Here is a 23,080-nt window from a genome sequence, read left to right on the forward strand (position 1 = left end):
GGCTTGATTCTCCTAGTGTATTTCGATTTGGTAAGCAAAGCGGTCGTCTTCTTCAATCTTGGTTCGGATGATGCCCCGTTTGGTGAAGCCACTGTTTACGATGATGTGTTGCATTCCCTTGTTTTTCGGATGAGTGTCGATTCTGACATCTTTGAAGCCGAGTAGCCCGGAAATGGTGAGCAGACCACTAATTAATTTGTAAGCAAGTCCTTGGCCTCGGTAGTTATTAGAAACTGCAACCCGGTGAATGGCAGAGTAGTGGGCTTCTGAGCCGTATTTCCATTCTCCTTCTTCCATTTCAAGGTAATCTGGATCAATTCCTAGGTGGAGGGTAGCAGAACCCGCTACTTTACCATCGACTTCTAAGACGTAGGCAATTCCGTTGTCGACGTCGCGTTTTATGTCGTCGCGCGAAGGATATGATCCCTGCCACTGGTCAATTCCTTGTTCCTTCAGGAAACCTCTTCCAGCGTTAATGATGTCGCTGATGGCATCCAAATCCTTTTCAGTTGCTTTACGAACGTAAATACAAGTCATAATCAAACACTCCCTTACTATTTTTAAGTCAACGATTTTCCATTATAAAGAATTGCGGTGACAATGACAACTACTATTGTACCGTTGGGAGGTGCAGGCTGAACGCCATTGCCATGCCACCTCCAATGCAAAGGGTCGCAAGTCCGCGGCGGTTTTTAGTTCGTTGTAAGTTGTGAATCAAAGTGGTGAGAATTCGAGCACCTGAATCACCGAGCGGGTGACCAAGGGCAATTGCTCCCCCAGAAACGTTGAGTTTGTCAGGATCAATCTTTAAATCACGAGCAACTGCTACACTTTGGGAGGCAAAGGCTTCGTTGAGTTCGACTAAATCGAAGTCGTTGATGTCAGTATCCGTTTTGTCGAGAAGCTTGTGAACGGCGTAGAAGGGCGCGTAGCCCATAATTTGGGGATCACATCCGGCTTCGGCGTAATCGTCAAGGATTGCTAACGGGGTGAGGTCCAGTTCAGCTGCTCGCTCAGCTGACATTAAAAGCAGGGCAGAGGCACCATCATTGAGGCTGGCTGCATTCCCGGCAGTGACAGTTCCTTCATTAGCAAAGGCAGGCCGGAGCTTACCTAGTTTGTCGAGACTAGTATCGGTCCGAATTGTTTCGTCAGTTGTAATGGTCACGTCCTCTTTTTTGTGGTGAATCGTAACGGGGACGATTTCTGCAGCAAAAGTTTGATCCGCAGTCGCTTGAGCTGCTTGTTGGTGAGATCGCAGAGCAAATTGATCTTGTTCTGCTCGAGAAACGTGGAAACGTTCGGCAACCGTTTCGGCCGTCGTTCCCATTGGCTGATGACTATCAGCATCGTTGAGACCATCACTTTCGATACTGTCTTCGAGGGTGAAACCACCAAACGGATGACCACCTCGGACTTGCCGATTGAGGTAGGGAGCGTTGGACATGCTTTCCGTCCCACCGACAATGACAATGTCACAATCGCCAGTTTGAATGGCGGTTTGCCCCATGCGGACTGCTTTCATTCCTGAACCACAGACCTGATTGATGGTACAGGCGGTACTGCTAGCTGGGATGCCACTGTTTAGTTCAATTTGACGCGCCACGTTTTGGCCCCCACCGGCTTGAATCACGTTACCAAAGATGACTTGGTCAATTTGATGGGCTGCAAGGCCACTATCTGCCAAAACGGCTTTGGTAACAATCGTTCCTAGTTCAACGGAGGTCAGCTGACTGAGCTGGCCGTTAATTTTGCCAATCGGGGTTCGTTTGGCGCTAATCACTGCAACTTGTTTCATAATATATATCACTCCTTGGGTGAATGAATTTTGGGATTAGCTATGTTATCGAGAGCACTTTTGATAGTATAATTGATGAGACGAAAGGATGGTAGTTATATGGATAAAATGGAACAATTTCAAGCAGTTGGCAAAGAAATTGACCAGTGGCTGGAACAAATTATGCAAGAACCAGACGTGGCGCATTTAGACCCGGCACAACAACAAGATTTAGATACTATTATTGATAGCTTTGTGGAAATTGCGGTCGTCGGATTAGGCAAACAACCAGAGCAATGGGATGATCAACTGGTGGGTGAGGTAATGTTCTCCCGGTTTGTCGTCTTATTAGAAAAAGACGATCAGACTCAGAAACTGTATGATTTGATTCCTTTCGCTTTGAAAAAGTTATTTGGTTATCTGGGTTCCCAAAAAAAGTTGCCCAATGCTTCGCATCTGATTGACTGGGTTAACATTAACGCGAAGGGTTTACAGTCTTTGTACAATCCTAAGTTCGATGATTTTTATCGGGACTTAGTTGCCGCCATGCGACGTGAAGGAATTGATGTGAAAGACCATCAGGCCGTGAATGACTTTACTAAATTATATCTAAAGCAGCATCCACAGGCAGGAATTGTACTTTATACAGATCAAGATCAATGAAATTTGACTTAATTTGACCAAGATGGTTGACGTGGGCTGCTTAGCCTGATATAGTAATTCCTGTTGCTAATTAAGCAATCAATGTCGTTTTAATTAATCAAATTAATTTCTTGACTTGATTGGCTAAAACGTGCTATGATAATTAAGTTGTCAAGTAATTGATGACTGAGTAGTTCTTTGAAAACTGAACAAGATTTTGATTACAAAAAGTGTAAGGAATTTTTAAACTAGCGTTTAAAAATTAAACATTTGCGAAGTCAATTCGCTTAAGAAACAAATAATAAAGTAGAGCTAGTAAAGTTCTCATTTAAAATGAGAGTTTGATCCTGGCTCAGGACGAACGTTGGCGGCGTGCCTAATACATGCAAGTCGAACGAGGTCTCCTAAATGAAATGAAGTGCTTGCACGGATTTGACTTTAGATCGGACCGAGTGGCGAACTGGTGAGTAACACGTGGGTAACCTGCCCAGAAGTAGGGGATAACACCTGGAAACAGATGCTAATACCGTATAACAACTAAAACCACATGGTTTTAGTTTGAAAGCTGGCCTTTGCGCTAGTGCTTTTGGATGGACCCGCGGCGTATTAGCTAGTTGGTGAGATAATGGCTCACCAAGGCGATGATACGTAGCAGACCTGAGAGGGTAATCTGCCACAATGGGACTGAGACACGGCCCATACTCCTACGGGAGGCAGCAGTAGGGAATCTTCCACAATGGACGAAAGTCTGATGGAGCAACGCCGCGTGAGTGAAGAAGGGTTTCGGCTCGTAAAACTCTGTTGTTAGAGAAGAACGACTGTGAGAGTAACTGCTCGCGGCGTGACGGTATCTAACCAGAAAGTCACGGCTAACTACGTGCCAGCAGCCGCGGTAATACGTAGGTGGCAAACGTTGTCCGGATTTATTGGGCGTAAAGCGAGCGCAGGCGGTTTTTTAAGTCTGATGTGAAAGCCTTCGGCTTAACCGAAGAAGTGCATCGGAAACTGGGAAACTTGAGTGCAGAAGAGGACAGTGGAACTTCATGTGTAGCGGTGAAATGCGTAGATATATGAAGGAACACCAGTGGCGAAGGCGGCTGTCTAGTCTGCATCTGACGCTGAGGCTCGAAAGCATGGGTAGCAAACAGGATTAGATACCCTGGTAGTCCATGCCGTAAACGATGAATGCTAGGTGTTGGGAGGTTTCCGCCTCTCAGTGCCGAAGCTAACGCATTAAGCATTCCGCCTGGGGAGTACGACCGCAAGGTTGAAACTCAAAGGAATTGACGGGGACCCGCACAAGCGGTGGAGCATGTGGTTTAATTCGATGCTACGCGAAGAACCTTACCAGGTCTTGACATCTTCTGTTAGCCTAAGAGATTAGGTGTCCCCTTCGGGGGCAGAATGACAGGTGGTGCATGGTTGTCGTCAGCTCGTGTCGTGAGATGTTGGGTTAAGTCCCGCAACGAGCGCAACCCTTGTCTTTAGTTGCCAGCATTGAGTTGGGCACTCTAGAGAGACTGCCGGTGATAAACCGGAGGAAGGTGGGGATGACGTCAAATCATCATGCCCCTTATGACCTGGGCTACACACGTGCTACAATGGACGGTACAACGAGTTGCGAAACCGCGAGGTCAAGCTAATCTCTTAAAGCCGTTCTCAGTTCGGATTGCAGGCTGCAACTCGCCTGCATGAAGTTGGAATCGCTAGTAATCGTGGATCAGCATGCCACGGTGAATACGTTCCCGGGTCTTGTACACACCGCCCGTCACACCATGAGAGTTTGTAACACCCAAAGTCGGTTGGATAACCGTTTGGAGTCCGCCGCCTAAGGTGGGACAGATGATTAGGGTGAAGTCGTAACAAGGTAGCCGTAGGAGAACCTGCGGCTGGATCACCTCCTTTCTAAGGAATAATACGGAACCTTACACCGATCAAAGTCTTGTTTAGTTTTGAGAGGATTACTCTCAAACTTAGTTCTTTGAAAACTAGATAATATTATTTTCTGTAAGAATTATATTGATTGATATAATTTTAACCGAGAAAACCATTGTGTAATTTGAGTTTTTTAATGTGTTTAATCGCTAAACTCAATAATTTATAATCCGTCGGATTATAGGTTAAGTTAGAAAGGGCGCATGGTGAATGCCTTGGTACTAGGAGCCGATGAAGGACGGAACTAACACCGATATGCTTCGGGGAGCTGTAAGTAAGCTGTGATCCGGAGATTTCCGAATGAGGAAACTCGATTAGTGTAATGACTAATCACTACGTAGTGAATTCATAGCTACGCAGAGGCAGACGTGGGGAACTGAAACATCTAAGTACCCACAGGAAGATAAAGAAATTTCGATTCCCAAAGTAGCGGCGAGCGAACTGGGAATAGCCCAAACCGAACCTTCGTGGTTCGGGGTTGTAGGACTGAACATTTGAGTTACAAAAGAATTTGATAGCTGAAGCAGTTGGGAAGCTGCACCAAAGAGAGTGATAGTCTCGTAAGCGAAATTGAATTCCCTCAGTTCAGGATCCTGAGTACGGCGCCACACGTGAAACGGCGTCGGAATCCGGGAGGACCATCTCCCAAGGCTAAATACTCCCTAGTGACCGATAGTGAACCAGTACCGTGAGGGAAAGGTGAAAAGCACCCCGGAAGGGGAGTGAAATAGTTCCTGCAACCATGTGCCTACAAGCAGTCAGAGCCCGTTAAGGGGTGATGGCGTGCCTCTTGTAGAATGAACCGGCGAGTTACAGTTGCATGCAAGGTTAAGCCGAAAAAGCGGAGCCGTAGCGAAAGCGAGTCTTAAGAGGGCGAATTAGTATGTTGCCGTAGACCCGAAACCAGGTGATCTATCCATGTCCAGGATGAAAGTGCGGTAATACGCACCGGAGGTCCGAACCCGTGTACGTTGAAAAGTGCTGGGATGAGGTGTGGATAGCGGTGAAATTCCAAACGAACTTGGAGATAGCTGGTTCTCTCCGAAATAGCTTTAGGGCTAGCCTCGGAATTAGAATCATGGAGGTAGAGCCACTGTTTGAGCGAGGGGTCCGTCTTGGATTACTGAGTTCAGATAAACTCCGAATACCATTGATTTATGTCCGGGAGTCAGACGATGAGTGATAAGATCCATCGTCGAAAGGGGAACAGCCCAGACCGCCAGTTAAGGTCCCTAAATATATGCTAAGTGGAAAAGGAAGTGGAGTTGCTTAGACAACTAGGATGTTGGCTCAGAAGCAGCCACCATTTAAAGAGTGCGTAATAGCTCACTAGTCGAGTGATTCTGCGCCGAAAATTTACCGGGGCTAAGCATATTACCGAGACTGCGGACGCAACTACGTTGCGTGATAGGAGAGCGTTCTAAGGGCAATGAAGGCAGACCGGAAGGACTGTTGGAGCGCTTAGAAGTGAGAATGCCGGTATGAGTAGCGAAAGACCAGTGAGAATCTGGTCCACCGAATGACTAAGGTTTCCTGGGGAAGGCTCGTCCACCCAGGGTTAGTCGGGACCTAAGCCGAGGCTGAGAAGCGTAGGCGATGGATAACAGGTTGAGATTCCTGTACTAGTTAATTATGTTGGAACGATGGAGGGACGCAGAAGGCTAGGTTGAGCATCCGGCTGGAAAAGGATGTTTAAAACGTAAGTCAGGTGAGGAGTGAAATGCTTCTGACCGGGTTGACAAGCGTTGATGAGGATCGAAATTAAAGTAGAGAAGCAACCGATGTCACGCTGCCGAGAAAAGCTTCTAGTGAGTAATTAACTACCCGTACCGCAAACCGACACAGGTAGTCGAGGAGAGGATCCTCAGGTGAGCGAGAGAACTCTCGTTAAGGAACTCGGCAAAATGACCCCGTAACTTCGGAAGAAGGGGTGCTGACCGTCAGGTCAGCCGCAGTGAAGAGACTCAAACGACTGTTTATCAAAAACACAGGTTTATGCAAAATCGTAAGATGAAGTATATGGGCTGACGCCTGCCCGGTGCTGGAAGGTTAAGTGGAAAGGTTAGCTTCGGCGACGCCTCGAAATGAAGCCCCAGTAAACGGCGGCCGTAACTATAACGGTCCTAAGGTAGCGAAATTCCTTGTCGGGTAAGTTCCGACCCGCACGAAAGGCGTAACGATTTGAGTACTGTCTCAACGAGAGACTCGGTGAAATTAAGATACCTGTGAAGAAGCAGGTTACCCGCGACAGGACGGAAAGACCCCATGGAGCTTTACTGTAGCTTGATATTGGGTGTTTACATAGCTTGTACAGGATAGGTAGGAGCCATTGAAACCGGGACGCTAGTCTCGGTGGAGGCACCCGTGGGATACTACCCTTGCTATGTGAACACTCTAACCCTGAGCACTCATCGTGCTCGGAGACAGTGTCTGGTTGGCAGTTTGACTGGGGCGGTCGCCTCCTAAATAGTAACGGAGGCGCTCAAAGGTTTGCTTAGAATGGTTGGAAATCATTCTGTAAGTGTAAAGGCAGAAGCAAGCTTGACTGTGAGACTGACTAGTCGAGCAGGGACGAAAGTCGGACTTAGTGATCCGGTGGTACCGTATGGAAGGGCCATCGCTCAACGGATAAAAGCTACCCTGGGGATAACAGGCTTATCTCCCCCAAGAGTTCACATCGACGGGGAGGTTTGGCACCTCGATGTCGGCTCATCGCATCCTGGGGCTGTAGTTGGTCCCAAGGGTTGGGCTGTTCGCCCATTAAAGCGGTACGCGAGCTGGGTTCAGAACGTCGTGAGACAGTTCGGTCCCTATCCGTCGCGGGCGCAGGAAATTTGAGAGGAGCTGTCCCTAGTACGAGAGGACCGGGATGGACATACCGCTGGTGTATCAGTTGCGCCGCCAGGCGCACCGCTGAGTAGCTATGTATGGATGAGATAAACGCTGAAAGCATCTAAGTGTGAAACTCGCCTCAAGATGAGATTTCCCATTCCTATATGGAAGTAAGACTCCTGAAAGATGATCAGGTCGATAGGTTAGAAGTGGAAGCGTAGCGATACGTGAAGCGGACTAATACTAATCAGTCGAGGACTTAACCAAGGAAAAGCAGAATGGAAACTCAGCAGGAAATAATATTAGCTAGTTTTGAGGGAACGAAGTTCACTCAGAGTGTGGTGGCGATAGCCTAAAGGATACACCTGTTCCCATGCCGAACACAGCAGTTAAGCTTTAGCACGCCAAAAGTAGTTGGGGGATCGCCCCCTGCGAGGATAGGACGTTGCCACGCGCAGTAAAGGCACTTTCGAAGCAATTCGAGGGTGTCTTTTTTTGTGCATGATATTACTGATAAAATTCTAAAAGCTTGGCATTAATAGAAGTAATTATTTATCACGAAATAAGGAGAAATTGATGGTTAATCAAGTAATCAGCAGATTCTTCTCCTATACTAATTAATTTAGCAAAACTATTAGCAATGCAATTAATTGACTATTAGTAAGTGCTATGCTTAAATTGGCTATAATTGTAAATTTTTCATTAACTTTAAAAAGGGGAGAATTACCAATGAAAAAAGCATGGAAATGGATCATCGGGATTGCCGTTGTGGCGGTCATCGCTGGTTTAGGATTTTATCAATTTGGCGGTCATAACAGCCAACAAAAGACGGTTACCATTGGTTCATATGGTCCTGATACCCAGGTCTGGGAATACATTGCCAAGTTACCAGAAACCAAGAAAGCTGGGATCAATTTGCAGGTGAAGGACTTCTCTGATGGAGTTAGCTTGAATAAGGCTACGATTCAAGGACAAGTGGACGTGAATGCCTTCCAAATGGAAAGTTACTTGAAGTACTTTAACGAACACAGTAACAAGGGGAAACTGGCTATTTTAGGAACTACCTACTTGGAGCCCATGGGAATTTACTCCCGGCAGTACAAATCAGTGAAGGAAATTCCGAACGGGGCAACGATTGCAATTTCAAATAACCCGGCCAACACATCTCGAAGCTTGAAGCTCTTACAAAGTGCGGGTTTAATCACTTTGAAGGGGGAACCCAAGGCGGGCTTGTACAGCTTACAGAACGTTGGCGAAAATCGGAAAGATCTGAAGTTCCAAGAAGTTGATGATCATACCGGCCCTCGGTTATTACAAGATAAAAACGTGGCAGCGGTCTTAATTGGAAACACGATGGCGCTACAAAGTCATTTAAACGTGAAAAAAGATGCCATTTACCACGAAAAATTGGATCAATCAACGAAGGGTAACATTAACGTGATTGCCACGGCCGAAAAGAACAAAAACAAGCCGGAATACAAGAAGTTAGTGAAGTTATACCACAGTAAAGCCGCCCAACGTTACATCGAAAAGAAGTTCTCTGGAACTAAGATTGACGTTGATAAACCAGTTAGTTACTTTGATAATTAGGAGGTCGTTAGTGTGAAAGTTGGAATTGCGGCCAATATTAATCGCATTAAAACCGATAACTTTAACCTTGATTATGCTAATTACACAGCTCGCGTTTTTATTGACGTCTTGCGGAAACACGGGGTTGTTCCTGTGATTATCCCGATGGCTAGTCCCGAAATGATTCCCGATTACGTCGATTTAATTGACGGCCTAATTATTCCAGGGGGACAAGACGTGCACCCGCAACTCTTTTCCGAAAATTCTGTTCAAGCAGATGAAGCTCATTATTTACCTCATGATCGCTGGGAAATGGGTTTAATTGAAGAAATGATGCGGCAACGTAAGCCGATTCTGGGGATTTGTCGGGGTCTGCAAATCATTAATGTGGCATTAGGTGGTAGTTTGCACCAAGACGTTGCCACTGATTTTCCTAGTTCTGAGATTGAACACGTGGAATTTAACCAGCCACAGGCGGAAATTCATGAAATTGTGGTTGATACGGATAGCAGCATTGCCCATGCAATGGGGACTAATCCCCAGGTCAACTCCATTCATCACCAAGCATTGAAACAAGTGGCAGCACCATTACACGTCACTGCTCGTGCTACTGATGGAGTAATTGAAGCAGCTGAAAATGATGGTGCGACTGTTGTTGGAGTTCAATGGCATCCCGAGTTAATGTGGGAAGTCGACCACCGCGATGAGCAACTTTTTTTAGATTTCTTTGCTCGGATTCAAAAACAATTAGAACAATAATCAGCAAATGTGTCCCGAATTAACGCGGGGCACATTTTTTATTTGGACGATAAAAATTTAATTGTCCAAATTTAAGTTCCTTCCGTCGTTTGTGATTGTTATAATAAAGTTAGTAAATCTGCTAAGCAGAGAAAGGAACCATTTCTAATGAGTAAAGATAAAAAAATTAACCAAAAAAGTTTAGTCCCTTATGAATTTAATCAGATGGACATTACCACTAAAACGAGCACGGAACTGATTGCGGAAGGACAACGACTTGGATTAGACCAAGAATACGGAAACATTGCGAATTACAATCCCCATAAACGGAACGTAGAAAAAATTATGGACGTTCGGAATTCGCTTTTATACAAAAAAATCCTTAATTTAAAACGGGAACGGATGTCTGAATCCGCCTTCGCGTTTTTCCGGGGTACGGTTGACATCATGAATCATGACTTGGATTTAAACCCTAATAGTGGGATTAAAACCTTAATTGGTGGTGACGCCCACATCGGAAATTTTGGTTACTATGGTTCTGCCGAAGGCCAATTACTGTTTGATATGAATGATTTCGATGAATCACACATTGGTTATTGGGATTATGACGTCAAGCGACTACTGGTCAGTTCCTTGTTAGTGGCTAAACAACAAGGATTTGACATCAAAAAAGACGTTAATCCCTTCTTACATAAGGTGATGAAGACCTACATACGTTCCCTGATTCATTTGAACCAATTACCAGCCATGGAACGGTTCATTGCACCAAATACCTTGGAAAACATTGCCTCGGCGTTTAACGTGGTTCACGATGATCGGGATAAATTTGATAAATCATTCACAAAAATTGTTAGCAAGACGGTTAAAAAGGCCGTCCGGAGTAACTCTGATTATGCAGTAAAGAAATATACCGAGGTGGTGGATGGCAAGCGTCATTTCATTGAAAATGATCCGGTGACGAAGCACGTGGGAGCCAAAACCTACCAACGCTTGGTCAACGGTTACTATGATTACCGCCATCACGCCCGCAGCGACGTGCACCAGTTTCTATCCGAATTTCACATTGTTGACATTGTGCGCCACAGTGTCGGAGTGGGAAGCGTGGGGACTCTGTGTTACCTCATTTTGTTAGAAAACAGTAACGGTGACTACCTAGTACTGCAAATTAAGCAGGCGCTCCCGATTTACCAAAATGAAGAAATTTACTTTAACAAGCACCATTCTTCTGGAGAAGAAATTGTGAAGTGTCAACGGATTCTGCAGAGTTCTTCGGATCGGTTCTTGGGTTACTTTGATACCAAAAAATATAGTTTCTACGTCCGGCAGTTCAAGGACATGAAGGGATCGGTGAAGTTAAACAAGCTAGACTGGCCAGCCTATCGGGACTACGTTTCCGTTTGTATGAACCTCTTGGCCCGGGCTCACAGTCGCTCCTCTACGTTCCCCATGGTCATTGGATTTCTCCAAAGCCAAACGTGGATGGATCGGGCCTTTGTGCACTTTGCGAACGAGTACGTTAAACAAGTAGAACTGGATTACAAAACTTTTATTAAGGGGGAAAAAGATGGTAAGTGAGTTTAACTACCACGGCAAATGCTATAACCGCGATTTGAGTTGGTTATTATTTAACCGTCGAGTGATTGAACTGGCTAATGAAACGACAACCCCGTTTTTGGATCGTTTCCGGTTTTTGGCAATTGCCGCCAATAACTTGGATGAATTTTACAGCGTGCGGGTACCGAGTTTGCAAAGTCAGATGGAAGTCACTGATGACGGGGTTGAAAAAAAGTCGGGACTGCACTATTCCAAAATTTTAAAACGATTACACAAACGTAATGAAAAAAACTTTGAGATTCAGTACAGTTACTTCAAGAGTTTGAGTGAACAATTGCCAGCAGAAGGTCTAGGGAAAATTTCCACTTACAATCAATTGGATGAGCGCCAACGTGAAAAGGCCGATCAAATTTTTGACCAACGGATTCTGCCCTTCTTAACGTCAACTACGTACGAAAATAATTACAATTTGGATTATTTGAAGAACAAACGGATGGCGCTAGCAGTTAAAATGAAGCTCAAAGGCAAGCACGCGATTAGAATTGTGCCAGTGCCGTTAGAGATTCGACGAACGATTCGCCTGCGCGTTGATGATCAAATCATTTATCTGCGGGTTGAAGATTTAATTCGCAATAATTTGAATACTTTGTTTGATGATGGCAAAGTAGAAGATATTCTGACATTCCGAGTTAGCCGGGATTTGGATGCGTCTTTGGACGTTGATAAAGATGACAATAACCAAGATACGGTGCAAAATCTCCGGCACTACCTGGCCGATCGGGAACGCGGTCGAATTACGATGTTGGCCATCGAAGCTTTACCAGACGTTAATCATAAGTTTGTGTTGGAATTTTTAAAGAAATTTCGAATTGATGAACAAGCGCTCTACCGAATCCCAGGTCCACTGGATTTAACTTTCTTGTTCCCGTTGTTAAAATCATGGGAAAAGGCGCAGCCCCAGCTGGTTTATCCAGACTTTCAGGCCCGTGAATGGCCAGTTCAACGATCCATGCTGCAGTATTTACAGGAACATGACCTGTTATTGCAGTATCCGGATGATTCGTTTGATCAATTTTTGACCTTCTTACGAGAAGCAATTGCTGACCCGAAAACGGTGGCAATTAAGCAAACTATCTACCGGGTGGCTAATAATTCTAAGGTCATTGATTTACTTAAGGAAGCCGCGCAAAAGGGGATTGAAGTCACCGTGATGATTGAATTGCGGGCCCGGTTTGACGAAGCCAATAACCTCAAGGTGACGGGAGAACTGGAAGATGCCGGTTGTAACATCATCTTTGGGAAGAAATACATGAAGGTTCACAGTAAGACTTGTTTGGTTCTAACCAAGGATGGTGCAGATCCGGAGGGTTACGTCCAGATTGGAACCGGGAATTATAATGAATCAACGGCCAAGGGCTTTGTTGATTTAAGCCTCTTTTCCAGTCGCAAGGACTACGTGAGTGACCTGGCGTCGTTCTTTAATTACCTAGAACAACCTGGAGCTAACCCGCCCAAATACAAGGTTCTGGCAGCCTCACCACATCGAATTGAGGACATGGTAATTCAAAACATTCAAAAGGTGAAGGAATATTACCAACGCACCGGTCAGGGTCACGTTTTCCTCAAGGTTAATTCTCTAACGGATGTGGACGTGATTGCAGCCATTTACGATGCGGCGAGCGTTGGGGTGCCGTTCCGCTTAATTGTACGGGGGGCCTGTTGTCTGGAACTTGGCGTCTGTGGACCCAAGGAAAACATTGTGGTTTCTAGTGTGGTAGGTCAATTTTTGGAGCACAGTCGGATTTACGCCTTTTACGACGAAGGGACCGCGCTCTGGATTTCTTCGGCCGACTTAATGACCCGGAACATGGATAACCGGGTGGAATTAGCAGCTCCGGTTTTGGACCCACAAATGCACCAGGCGTTAGAACACATTATTGCCGTTTATGACCAAGATGATGTGGACGGCTTCTTTATGAATAAAGAAGGTAAGTACTTTAAATATGAAAGTCCCAAAGGTCATTCTGCCCAACAAACCTTTTTAAAGGAATTGGCTGTGCAACCCCAACCCAAAAACCAACTGCAATCTGCGTGGGATCGGTTATTGAATTGGTGGCAACAGCGCAGAACTACGAGAACTAATTAGACTGGGAATAAGCAGTGAACATCAAAATAAAAGTAAATGAGAGTGAAGCTGAGATCGGAACGGGCTGGGCCCGTTCCGATTTTGGTTTTTAAGGAGAAAAGATGAAGCAAAAAGTAAGTGTTATTGGAGCCGGTGTCGGTGGGTTAACGGCCGCTTTGAAGCTCCAATCTCAAGGATATGAAGTTACGATCTTTGAAAAGAACCACCAAGTGGGTGGAAAAATGAATCGTTTAGAAGTAGACGGTTATCGGTTTGACATGGGTCCGACGATTGTGATGATGCCTGACATTTATCGCAAGCCCTTTTTAGAATCCGGGGTAGATCCGGATGATTACTTCACGATGCAACGAGTCGATCCCTTTATGACCGTTGAAATTGCAAAGCAACGATATCCGATTTCTAGTGATTTAGTGCGCCTAACCCAGCTGTTTGAGGGGAGCAGTGACGCCGATATGGCGGGGTTCCTTAATTATTTAGCGGATATTTATCAAAAGTATCTAAACGCAAAGGATAATTTTATTTACAAGAGTTTTCGCACGCCCCGCGACTTCTTTAATTGGAAGACCTTAAAACAGGCGTTGCAATTAAAAACCTTTTCCTCGTCCTATCACGACATGCAAAAGTTTATTCCCAACCAGCAACTGCAGTATTTATTATCATTTCAAACCCTGTATATTGGGATTTCTCCCTTTAGCGGGCCATCGATTTATAACATTATTCCGATGATCGAGTTGCTCTATGGGGTTTGGTACATTGATGGGGGAATGTATCAGTATGCCTTGGCACTTCAGCGCCGCTTTACCGAGCTTGGGGGTACAATTAAACTGAATCAACCGGTGGAAGCAATTGAAACGAACCGGAGTCAGGTCACTGGAATCAAAGTGGCTGGACAAACGCTGGCAAGTGATGCAGTTGTTGTCAATGCGGATTATCCGTATGCCGTAGAACATTTATTGGACCAGTCAGCTCAACGCTTGGAACGGATTAGCGAGAAAGAAGTTAATCAAAAAATGCAGTACTCAATGTCGTGTTTGCTGTTATATCTAGGAGTAGATTGTCAGTACGAACAATTAGGAGTACATACGATTAAAATGGCTACTGATTTTAAACGTAATCTAACGGAAATTGAAACAGGCGTTTTGCCTAACGATCCTTCGTATTATTTATATAATCCTAGTGCCATTGATGCTTCGGTGGCACCAGCGGGAGCTTCGGCGCTTTACGTTTTGGTTCCGGTGGCTAATTTACAGCAACAACAACTCAGTGAAACAGAGGTGCAAGATTACGTGCCAAAGATTTTGCGGCGGATGGAAACTGATTTTGGATTGACTGATTTACAAAAGTGGATTCAAGTCCAACGCGTTTTTACGCCGAGTGATTTTAAGGAGTTCTATAACAGTAAGTACGGAACTGCCTTTGGGCTGAAGCCCACCCTGCTGCAGAGTAACTATTTTCGGCCTCACAATAAGGCCCGTAAGATTCAGGGCTTATACTTTGCGGGAGCTAGTACTCATCCGGGCGCGGGAGTTCCCATCGTGGTTACGAGTGGAGAACTAGCTGCTCAGGAACTAGAGAAAGATCTGTCTAATGAATAGGGCACAACGCTTGGCCCCTTATCTAGCCGGAATGGCAGCCAGCGAACTAATGATTAAGCAAAATTCAACGACCTTTTACTTTGCATTTTCACGCTTGCCCAAGTATCAGTCGTTGAGTATCTTTGTTTTGTATTCCTTTTTGCGACAACTTGATGACGCGGCAGATCAGCAGGATGCCCAGGAATTTAAACGGTTATGCCAGGAGTGGGACGACGTCAAGGCTGGCAAGCCCCAGTCCCAGTTGGGCATGAACCTCGCCATTGTTTTTGAAACTTTTCAGATTTCGTTTCAACTGATGGATGAGATGATTGCTGGACAAAGGGCAGATTTGCGGCAGCAACGGATCCAGACGATGACAGATTTACGCAATTATTGTTATCAGGTTGCCGGAACGGTGGGCTTAATGTTAATGGCCGTTTTACGGGAAGAATCGTTGCAACCGGCAGAAAAAAAGGCCGTTATCCGCGTGGGTGTTGCGATGCAGTTAACGAACATTCTGCGGGACGTACGGGCGGATTATCTTCGCCATTATCTTTATTTGCCCCAATCATTGCTTATGGCTGCGCAAATAGACCTACAGTTTTTGCGGCAACCAGCATTAGGAATTCCTGCTGCCTTTTCCGACTTGGTTAAAAGAATTGGAAGAATTGCTTTTTCTGATTATCAATGCGGTCCAACGGTGATTGCTTTAGTCCCAGAACGGCAAGCTCGGTTGGCCTTAGCACTAGCAATTGAGGGATACCAGGCTATTTTGAAAAAGCTCCGCCGAAGAGATTACAACGTTTTGCGGGGCCGAGTAGTGGTTAGTAAGTATTATAAATTGTGGCTCCTAATTAAATTAAAAATTAGTTATTCAATCTAAAAAAGATTCGAAGCTACCACCAATAGCTCCGGATCTTTCTTTATTTAAAAATGGTTGGTTTTAAGTTTTGAATGGTTCGATTATTCAGGACCCAATATAACAAGACCGTTTGAATCGGGAAAGAAATTAAGTTTTTCCCGAGCCGAACCCCGAAGAAATAGGAAAACGGGGTGTGGGCAATAATTGACACCCACCACGAATTCAAAATTAGGTTAATGAAGACAGTAATCAGAGCAACGACGATGATGACGCGGGGCCAACTAATCCGTTTTTGCTGAAAAAAGCCAATACTGTAAATTAAACTAACTAGAATCGCGGAAAGGGCAAACCCCGGAAAATAAGGTTGCCCGCTAAAGAGGGTTGAGATGAAATCAACAATTACAGCAACCCCGGTGGACCAGAACGGCCCGTACCATTTGGCGATTAAGGCAATTACAATAAAGGTAAAGGAGAATTGTACGCTACTACTTCCAATTACAAAGCGACCAACGATAATTTCGATCGCCATTAGAATGGCAAGGTAGGTCATTCCCTTTAAACTGAGAGGACGGAGTCCCCACTTCCGTAAAAAATTCAATTTGACATCTCCTGACTGGAGCTGCCACCAAATGGTGAGGTTAGTGGCGAATGCGGAAATAACATCGCAAGCAGTCTGCTTTTCGTCCAGCGTTCACATTCCGTTCCGCTGGCACTTAACGCGTTAAATCCTACTCCAAAAAATTTTAGTTGTACTAAAACAGTACTTTTTTAATATACCATAATTCAGTTAGTTAGGGTGTGAAGGGGAAATTAAAATAATTTGACTTAATTTGACCAAGGTGGTTGACGTGGGCTGCTTAGCCTGATATAGTAATTCCTGTTGCTAATTAAGCAATCAATGTCGTTTTAATTAATCAAATTAATTTCTTGACTTGATTGACTAAAACGTGCTATGATAATTGAGTTGTCAAGTAATTGATGACTGAGTAGTTCTTTGAAAACTGAACAAGATTTTGATTACAAAAAGTGTAAGGAATTTTTAAACTAGCGTTTAAAAATTAAACATTTGCGAAGTCAATTCGCTTAAAGAAACAAATAAAGTAGAGCTAGTAAAGTTCTCATTTAAAATGAGAGTTTGATCCTGGCTCAGGACGAACGTTGGCGGCGTGCCTAATACATGCAAGTCGAACGAGGTCTCCTAAATGAAATGACGTGCTTGCACAGATTTGACTTTAGATCGGACCGAGTGGCGAACTGGTGAGTAACACGTGGGTAACCTGCCCAGAAGTAGGGGATAACACCTGGAAACAGATGCTAATACCGTATAACAACTAAAACCACATGGTTTTAGTTTGAAAGCTGGCCTTTGTGCTAGTGCTTTTGGATGGACCCGCGGCGTATTAGCTAGTTGGTGAGATAATGGCTCACCAAGGCGATGATACGTAGCAGACCTGAGAGGGTAATCTGCCACAATGGGACTGAGACACGGCCCATACTCCTACGGGAGGCAGCAGTAGGGAATCTTCCACAATGGACGAAAGTCTGATGGAGCAACGCCGCGTGAGTGAAGAAGGGTTTCGGCTCGTAAAACTCTGTTGTTAGAGAAGAACGACTGTGAGAGTAACTGCTCGCGGCGTGACGGTATCTAACCAGAAAGTCACGGCTAACTACGTGCCAGCAGCCGCGGTAATACGTAGGTGGCAAACGTTGTCCGGATTTATTGGGCGTAAAGCGAGCGCAGGCGGTTTTTTAAGTCTGATGTGAAAGCCTTCGGCTTAACCGAAGAAGTGCATCGGAAACTGGGAAACTTGAGTGCAGAAGAGGACAGTGGAACTTCATGTGTAGCGGTGAAATGCGTAGATATATGAAGGAACACCAGTGGCGAAGGCGGCTGTCTAGTCTGCATCTGACGCTGAGGCTCGAAAGCATGGGTAGCAAACAGGATTAGATACCCTGGTAGTCCATGCCGTAAACGATGAATGCTAGGTGTTGGGAGGTTTCCGCCTCTCAGTGCCGAAGCTAACGCATTAAGCATTCCGCCTGGGGAGTACGACCGCAAGGTTGAAACTCAAAGGAATTGACGGGGACCCGCACAAGCGGTGGAGCATGTGGTTTAATTCGATGCTACGCGAAGAACCTTACCAGGTCTTGACATCTTCTGTTAGCCTAAGAGATTAGTTGTCCCCTTCGGGGGCAGAATGACAGGTGGTGCATGGTTGTCGTCAGCTCGTGTCGTGAGATGTTGGGTTAAGTCCCGCAACGAGCGCAACCCTTGTCTTTAGTTGCCAGCATTGAGTTGGGCACTCTAGAGAGACTGCCGGTGATAAACCGGAGGAAGGTGGGGATGACGTCAAATCATCATGCCCCTTATGACCTGGGCTACACACGTGCTACAATGGACGGTACAACGAGTTGCGAAACCGCGAGGTCAAGCTAATCTCTTAAAGCCGTTCTCAGTTCGGATTGCAGGCTGCAACTCGCCTGCATGAAGTTGGAATCGCTAGTAATCGTGGATCAGCATGCCACGGTGAATACGTTCCCGGGTCTTGTACACACCGCCCGTCACACCATGAGAGTTTGTAACACCCAAAGTCGGTTGGATAACCGTTTGGAGTCCGCCGCCTAAGGTGGGACAGATGATTAGGGTGAAGTCGTAACAAGGTAGCCGTAGGAGAACCTGCGGCTGGATCACCTCCTTTCTAAGGAATAATACGGAACCTTACACCGATCAAAGTCTTGTTTAGTTTTGAGAGGATTACTCTCAAACTTAGTTCTTTGAAAACTAGATAATATTATTTTCTGTAAGAATTATATTGATTGATATAATTTTAACCGAGAAAACCATTGTGTAATTTGAGTTTTTTAATGTGTTTAATCGCTAAACTCAATAATTTATAATCCGTCGGATTATAGGTTAAGTTAGAAAGGGCGCATGGTGAATGCCTTGGTACTAGGAGCCGATGAAGGACGGAACTAACACCGATATGCTTCGGGGAGCTGTAAGTAAGCTGTGATCCGGAGATTTCCGAATGAGGAAACTCGATTAGTGTAATGACTAATCACTACGTAGTGAATTCATAGCTACGCAGAGGCAGACGTGGGGAACTGAAACATCTAAGTACCCACAGGAAGATAAAGAAATTTCGATTCCCAAAGTAGCGGCGAGCGAACTGGGAATAGCCCAAACCGAACCTTCGTGGTTCGGGGTTGTAGGACTGAACATTTGAGTTACAAAAGAATTTGATAGCTGAAGCAGTTGGGAAGCTGCACCAAAGAGAGTGATAGTCTCGTAAGCGAAATTGAATTCCCTCAGTTCAGGATCCTGAGTACGGCGCCACACGTGAAACGGCGTCGGAATCCGGGAGGACCATCTCCCAAGGCTAAATACTCCCTAGTGACCGATAGTGAACCAGTACCGTGAGGGAAAGGTGAAAAGCACCCCGGAAGGGGAGTGAAATAGTTCCTGCAACCATGTGCCTACAAGCAGTCAGAGCCCGTTAAGGGGTGATGGCGTGCCTCTTGTAGAATGAACCGGCGAGTTACAGTTGCATGCAAGGTTAAGCCGAAAAAGCGGAGCCGTAGCGAAAGCGAGTCTTAAGAGGGCGAATTAGTATGTTGCCGTAGACCCGAAACCAGGTGATCTATCCATGTCCAGGATGAAAGTGCGGTAATACGCACCGGAGGTCCGAACCCGTGTACGTTGAAAAGTGCTGGGATGAGGTGTGGATAGCGGTGAAATTCCAAACGAACTTGGAGATAGCTGGTTCTCTCCGAAATAGCTTTAGGGCTAGCCTCGGAATTAGAATCATGGAGGTAGAGCCACTGTTTGAGCGAGGGGTCCGTCTTGGATTACTGAGTTCAGATAAACTCCGAATACCATTGATTTATGTCCGGGAGTCAGACGATGAGTGATAAGATCCATCGTCGAAAGGGGAACAGCCCAGACCGCCAGTTAAGGTCCCTAAATATATGCTAAGTGGAAAAGGAAGTGGAGTTGCTTAGACAACTAGGATGTTGGCTCAGAAGCAGCCACCATTTAAAGAGTGCGTAATAGCTCACTAGTCGAGTGATTCTGCGCCGAAAATTTACCGGGGCTAAGCATATTACCGAGACTGCGGACGCAACTACGTTGCGTGATAGGAGAGCGTTCTAAGGGCAATGAAGGCAGACCGGAAGGACTGTTGGAGCGCTTAGAAGTGAGAATGCCGGTATGAGTAGCGAAAGACCAGTGAGAATCTGGTCCACCGAATGACTAAGGTTTCCTGGGGAAGGCTCGTCCACCCAGGGTTAGTCGGGACCTAAGCCGAGGCTGAGAAGCGTAGGCGATGGATAACAGGTTGAGATTCCTGTACTAGTTAATTATGTTGGAACGATGGAGGGACGCAGAAGGCTAGGTTGAGCATCCGGCTGGAAAAGGATGTTTAAAACGTAAGTCAGGTGAGGAGTGAAATGCTTCTGACCGGGTTGACAAGCGTTGATGAGGATCGAAATTAAAGTAGAGAAGCAACCGATGTCACGCTGCCGAGAAAAGCTTCTAGTGAGTAATTAACTACCCGTACCGCAAACCGACACAGGTAGTCGAGGAGAGGATCCTCAGGTGAGCGAGAGAACTCTCGTTAAGGAACTCGGCAAAATGACCCCGTAACTTCGGAAGAAGGGGTGCTGACCGTCAGGTCAGCCGCAGTGAAGAGACTCAAACGACTGTTTATCAAAAACACAGGTTTATGCAAAATCGTAAGATGAAGTATATGGGCTGACGCCTGCCCGGTGCTGGAAGGTTAAGTGGAAAGGTTAGCTTCGGCGACGCCTCGAAATGAAGCCCCAGTAAACGGCGGCCGTAACTATAACGGTCCTAAGGTAGCGAAATTCCTTGTCGGGTAAGTTCCGACCCGCACGAAAGGCGTAACGATTTGAGTACTGTCTCAACGAGAGACTCGGTGAAATTAAGATACCTGTGAAGAAGCAGGTTACCCGCGACAGGACGGAAAGACCCCATGGAGCTTTACTGTAGCTTGATATTGGGTGTTTACATAGCTTGTACAGGATAGGTAGGAGCCATTGAAACCGGGACGCTAGTCTCGGTGGAGGCACCCGTGGGATACTACCCTTGCTATGTGAACACTCTAACCCTGAGCACTCATCGTGCTCGGAGACAGTGTCTGGTTGGCAGTTTGACTGGGGCGGTCGCCTCCTAAATAGTAACGGAGGCGCTCAAAGGTTTGCTTAGAATGGTTGGAAATCATTCTGTAAGTGTAAAGGCAGAAGCAAGCTTGACTGTGAGACTGACTAGTCGAGCAGGGACGAAAGTCGGACTTAGTGATCCGGTGGTACCGTATGGAAGGGCCATCGCTCAACGGATAAAAGCTACCCTGGGGATAACAGGCTTATCTCCCCCAAGAGTTCACATCGACGGGGAGGTTTGGCACCTCGATGTCGGCTCATCGCATCCTGGGGCTGTAGTTGGTCCCAAGGGTTGGGCTGTTCGCCCATTAAAGCGGTACGCGAGCTGGGTTCAGAACGTCGTGAGACAGTTCGGTCCCTATCCGTCGCGGGCGCAGGAAATTTGAGAGGAGCTGTACCTAGTACGAGAGGACCGGGATGGACATACCGCTGGTGTATCAGTTGCGCCGCCAGGCGCACCGCTGAGTAGCTATGTATGGATGAGATAAACGCTGAAAGCATCTAAGTGTGAAACTCGCCTCAAGATGAGATTTCCCATTCCTATATGGAAGTAAGACTCCTGAAAGATGATCAGGTCGATAGGTTAGAAGTGGAAGCGTAGCGATACGTGAAGCGGACTAATACTAATCAGTCGAGGACTTAACCAAGGAAAAGCAGAATGGAAACTCAGCAGGAAATAATATTAGCTAGTTTTGAGGGAACGAAGTTCACTCAGAGTGTGGTGGCGATAGCCTAAAGGATACACCTGTTCCCATGCCGAACACAGCAGTTAAGCTTTAGCACGCCAAAAGTAGTTGGGGGATCGCCCCCTGCGAGGATAGGACGTTGCCACGCGCAGTAAAGGCACTTTCGAAGCAATTCGAAGGTGTCTTTTTTTGTGCATTAAATTAACTAAAACACGATCAACTGTCTGTTGAAAGAAATAATTAAAAAAAAGATTTACATAACAATTCAAAACAGTATAATGGGGCAATATATCTATGCCACTTAAACAACCATGGTCAGTTCCATTCCAGTAGGAGGTTCTGCATGAAAAAATTTCACCAACATCCCAATCTAGTGAAGTTAGTCCTCGGACAATCCTTCTTACTAATTGCATTTAGTACCTACACAACCGTCCTACTCTACTTGCTAGTCCAACGCTACCATGCTATTGCTCATACGTTAGCTATTTTCGGTGTTCTAGCCGCTTTGCCGCCCGCCCTGATGATTCTATTATCACCCTGGTTAGCACATCTGAAAAATAACAAGCGTATGTTGATTATCCTGCAACTAATGGCGACCGTCTCGTTATTTGGAGGTAGCTTTTGTTTGCTGGAAAAAGCTAATTTAGGCATAATTGGGAGTTTATATTTCTTCCTGAGTTTAGTTAATACCATTTCGGGATCCGTCGAAGTTGGTTTTATCCCCGTTGTTTTTCAGGAAAACGAAGCGGAAATTGAAAAATCGGTGGATTTTCAATATTTTATGAGTACGGGAATAACCATCGTTACCAGTCTTCTTAGCTCTGCGATTTTATTGCTTCCGAATGGAAGTAAGGGACTTCTCATTGCCAGCCTAGTTAGCGCCCCCATCGGGATTATCTTTTACAATCTGATTAGTTATGATGCGAGTTTTCAACTTCAGAATAGTGCACCGGAAACTAGCCCTAAAACGGAACGTTCCTATCTCCGGCAAATGTTAGCAGATTTATACCAGTTTACCCACACGATGCCAGCCTTTTTAATTATCTTGTTTGAAGCTATTTTGGGCGGGATTACCGGCCTGTTATTCGAATTATTACCGTTAACTATGAAAGAGTTAGGACTAGCAGTTGCTTTATTTTCGGCCGTCGGTGCTGTCCAAAAAGCCGGTGATTTAATCGGGGGCGCAGTGGCCCCGTTTGTAAAATGGCAAGCGACGACCTTTTTTGTCGTGGATTACTTGGTATCTGGTAGTTGTCTAATTGGCTTTACGTTACCCGTTCCGAACGTGGTACGCTTAGGGTTGTTGCTAATTGCGGGGATTGGGATGGGCATGTCTGGCAATGTGTTTGAAAAACTAATGTACCGGTCCTTTAACGTTGGCAACATTTCTGCGATGCATGCGCTAGCCATTTCCACGTTCGCCTTCTGCTCGGTTACGAGTTACCTAGCTGCTTGGATCAAAGTCGATACTCCAGTTTTGTGGCAGGGATCCGGAAGTCTAACCATCATTTTTGGACTAGTCATCATGACTTTTCTAATCAAAAGCAAAAGATAAGCAAACCGACCCCAGCTTTTCCAAGCTGA

The 23,080-nt window shown here is 45.6% G+C and carries 11 protein-coding genes, 6 rRNA genes and 1 riboswitch; of the genes, 14 read left to right on the forward strand and 3 right to left on the reverse strand.

Annotated features, from left to right (window positions below; genetic code table 11):
• Positions 1-12: 12 nt before the first annotated feature.
• The gene (locus M3M37_RS06635) at positions 13-537 is read right to left on the reverse strand and encodes a GNAT family N-acetyltransferase (RefSeq protein WP_252795027.1); all 525 of its coding nucleotides are present in this window, start codon (positions 535-537) and stop codon (positions 13-15) included.
• A gap of 73 nt (positions 538-610) precedes the next feature.
• Positions 611-1,798, reverse strand: coding sequence for a thiolase family protein (locus tag M3M37_RS06640; RefSeq protein ID WP_252795028.1), 1,188 nt, complete (start codon positions 1,796-1,798; stop codon positions 611-613).
• 99 nt (positions 1,799-1,897) lie between these two features.
• On the opposite strand from M3M37_RS06640, the gene M3M37_RS06645 reads away from it, so the two are divergent.
• The 10 genes from M3M37_RS06645 to M3M37_RS06690 all read left to right on the forward strand — a co-directional run bounded on the left by M3M37_RS06645 (position 1,898) and on the right by M3M37_RS06690 (position 15,650).
• Positions 1,898-2,440 (forward strand): hypothetical protein, encoded by a 543-nt coding sequence (locus M3M37_RS06645; protein ID WP_252795029.1) that lies wholly within the window; start codon positions 1,898-1,900, stop codon positions 2,438-2,440.
• Between the two features lie 308 nt (positions 2,441-2,748).
• Positions 2,749-4,324, forward strand: a 16S ribosomal RNA gene (locus M3M37_RS06650).
• Between the two features lie 213 nt (positions 4,325-4,537).
• Positions 4,538-7,453, forward strand: a 23S ribosomal RNA gene (locus M3M37_RS06655).
• A 70-nt stretch (positions 7,454-7,523) separates the two neighbouring features.
• Positions 7,524-7,640, forward strand: a 5S ribosomal RNA gene (gene rrf / locus M3M37_RS06660).
• Together the 16S, 23S and 5S rRNA genes form the textbook arrangement of a ribosomal RNA operon.
• Positions 7,641-7,915: 275 nt before the next feature.
• Entirely contained in the window at positions 7,916-8,776 is an 861-nt protein-coding gene (locus tag M3M37_RS06665; protein WP_252795030.1) for a MetQ/NlpA family ABC transporter substrate-binding protein, read from the forward strand.
• Positions 8,777-8,788: 12 nt separating this feature from the next.
• On the forward strand, positions 8,789-9,514 hold the full coding sequence (locus M3M37_RS06670) for a gamma-glutamyl-gamma-aminobutyrate hydrolase family protein (RefSeq protein WP_252795031.1): 726 nt from the start codon (positions 8,789-8,791) through the stop codon (positions 9,512-9,514).
• 147 nt (positions 9,515-9,661) lie between these two features.
• A complete protein-coding gene (locus M3M37_RS06675) occupies positions 9,662-11,068 on the forward strand; it encodes a DUF2252 domain-containing protein (RefSeq protein WP_252795032.1) in 1,407 nt (468 codons plus the stop codon).
• Positions 11,058-13,193 (forward strand): polyphosphate kinase 1, encoded by a 2,136-nt coding sequence (gene ppk1 / locus M3M37_RS06680; protein ID WP_252795033.1) that lies wholly within the window; start codon positions 11,058-11,060, stop codon positions 13,191-13,193. The genes M3M37_RS06675 and ppk1 overlap by 11 nt, the downstream gene beginning before the upstream one ends.
• A 101-nt stretch (positions 13,194-13,294) precedes the next feature.
• Positions 13,295-14,788 (forward strand): phytoene desaturase family protein, encoded by a 1,494-nt coding sequence (locus tag M3M37_RS06685; RefSeq protein ID WP_252795034.1) that lies wholly within the window; start codon positions 13,295-13,297, stop codon positions 14,786-14,788.
• Positions 14,781-15,650: a phytoene/squalene synthase family protein gene (locus M3M37_RS06690; RefSeq protein WP_252795035.1), complete on the forward strand. Its 870-nt coding sequence runs from the start codon at positions 14,781-14,783 to the stop codon at positions 15,648-15,650. Before M3M37_RS06685 ends, M3M37_RS06690 begins: the two co-directional genes overlap by 8 nt.
• 40 nt (positions 15,651-15,690) lie before the next feature.
• Here M3M37_RS06690 and M3M37_RS06695 read toward each other — a convergent pair whose 3' ends face one another.
• Positions 15,691-16,227 carry a folate family ECF transporter S component gene (locus M3M37_RS06695; RefSeq protein WP_252795036.1) on the reverse strand — a complete coding sequence of 179 codons (537 nt, stop codon included), beginning with the start codon at positions 16,225-16,227 and terminating at the stop codon, positions 15,691-15,693.
• 42 nt (positions 16,228-16,269) lie between these two features.
• Positions 16,270-16,367, reverse strand: a riboswitch (THF riboswitch).
• 385 nt (positions 16,368-16,752) lie between these two features.
• On the opposite strand from M3M37_RS06695, the gene M3M37_RS06700 reads away from it, so the two are divergent.
• From M3M37_RS06700 to M3M37_RS06715, 4 genes are all read left to right on the forward strand, one after another.
• Positions 16,753-18,328 (forward strand): 16S ribosomal RNA (locus M3M37_RS06700).
• 213 nt (positions 18,329-18,541) lie between these two features.
• Positions 18,542-21,457: ribosomal RNA gene (locus M3M37_RS06705) — 23S ribosomal RNA — on the forward strand.
• A 70-nt stretch (positions 21,458-21,527) separates the two neighbouring features.
• A 5S ribosomal RNA gene (rrf, locus tag M3M37_RS06710) occupies positions 21,528-21,644 on the forward strand.
• Positions 21,645-21,839: 195 nt separating this feature from the next.
• Positions 21,840-23,051, forward strand: a complete 1,212-nt coding sequence (locus tag M3M37_RS06715) for an MFS transporter (protein WP_252795037.1) — start codon at positions 21,840-21,842, stop codon at positions 23,049-23,051.
• The last annotated feature ends 29 nt before the right edge of the window (positions 23,052-23,080 follow it).

This window comes from Fructilactobacillus carniphilus, from assembly GCF_024029675.1.
Taxonomy (GTDB): domain Bacteria; phylum Bacillota; class Bacilli; order Lactobacillales; family Lactobacillaceae; genus Fructilactobacillus; species Fructilactobacillus carniphilus.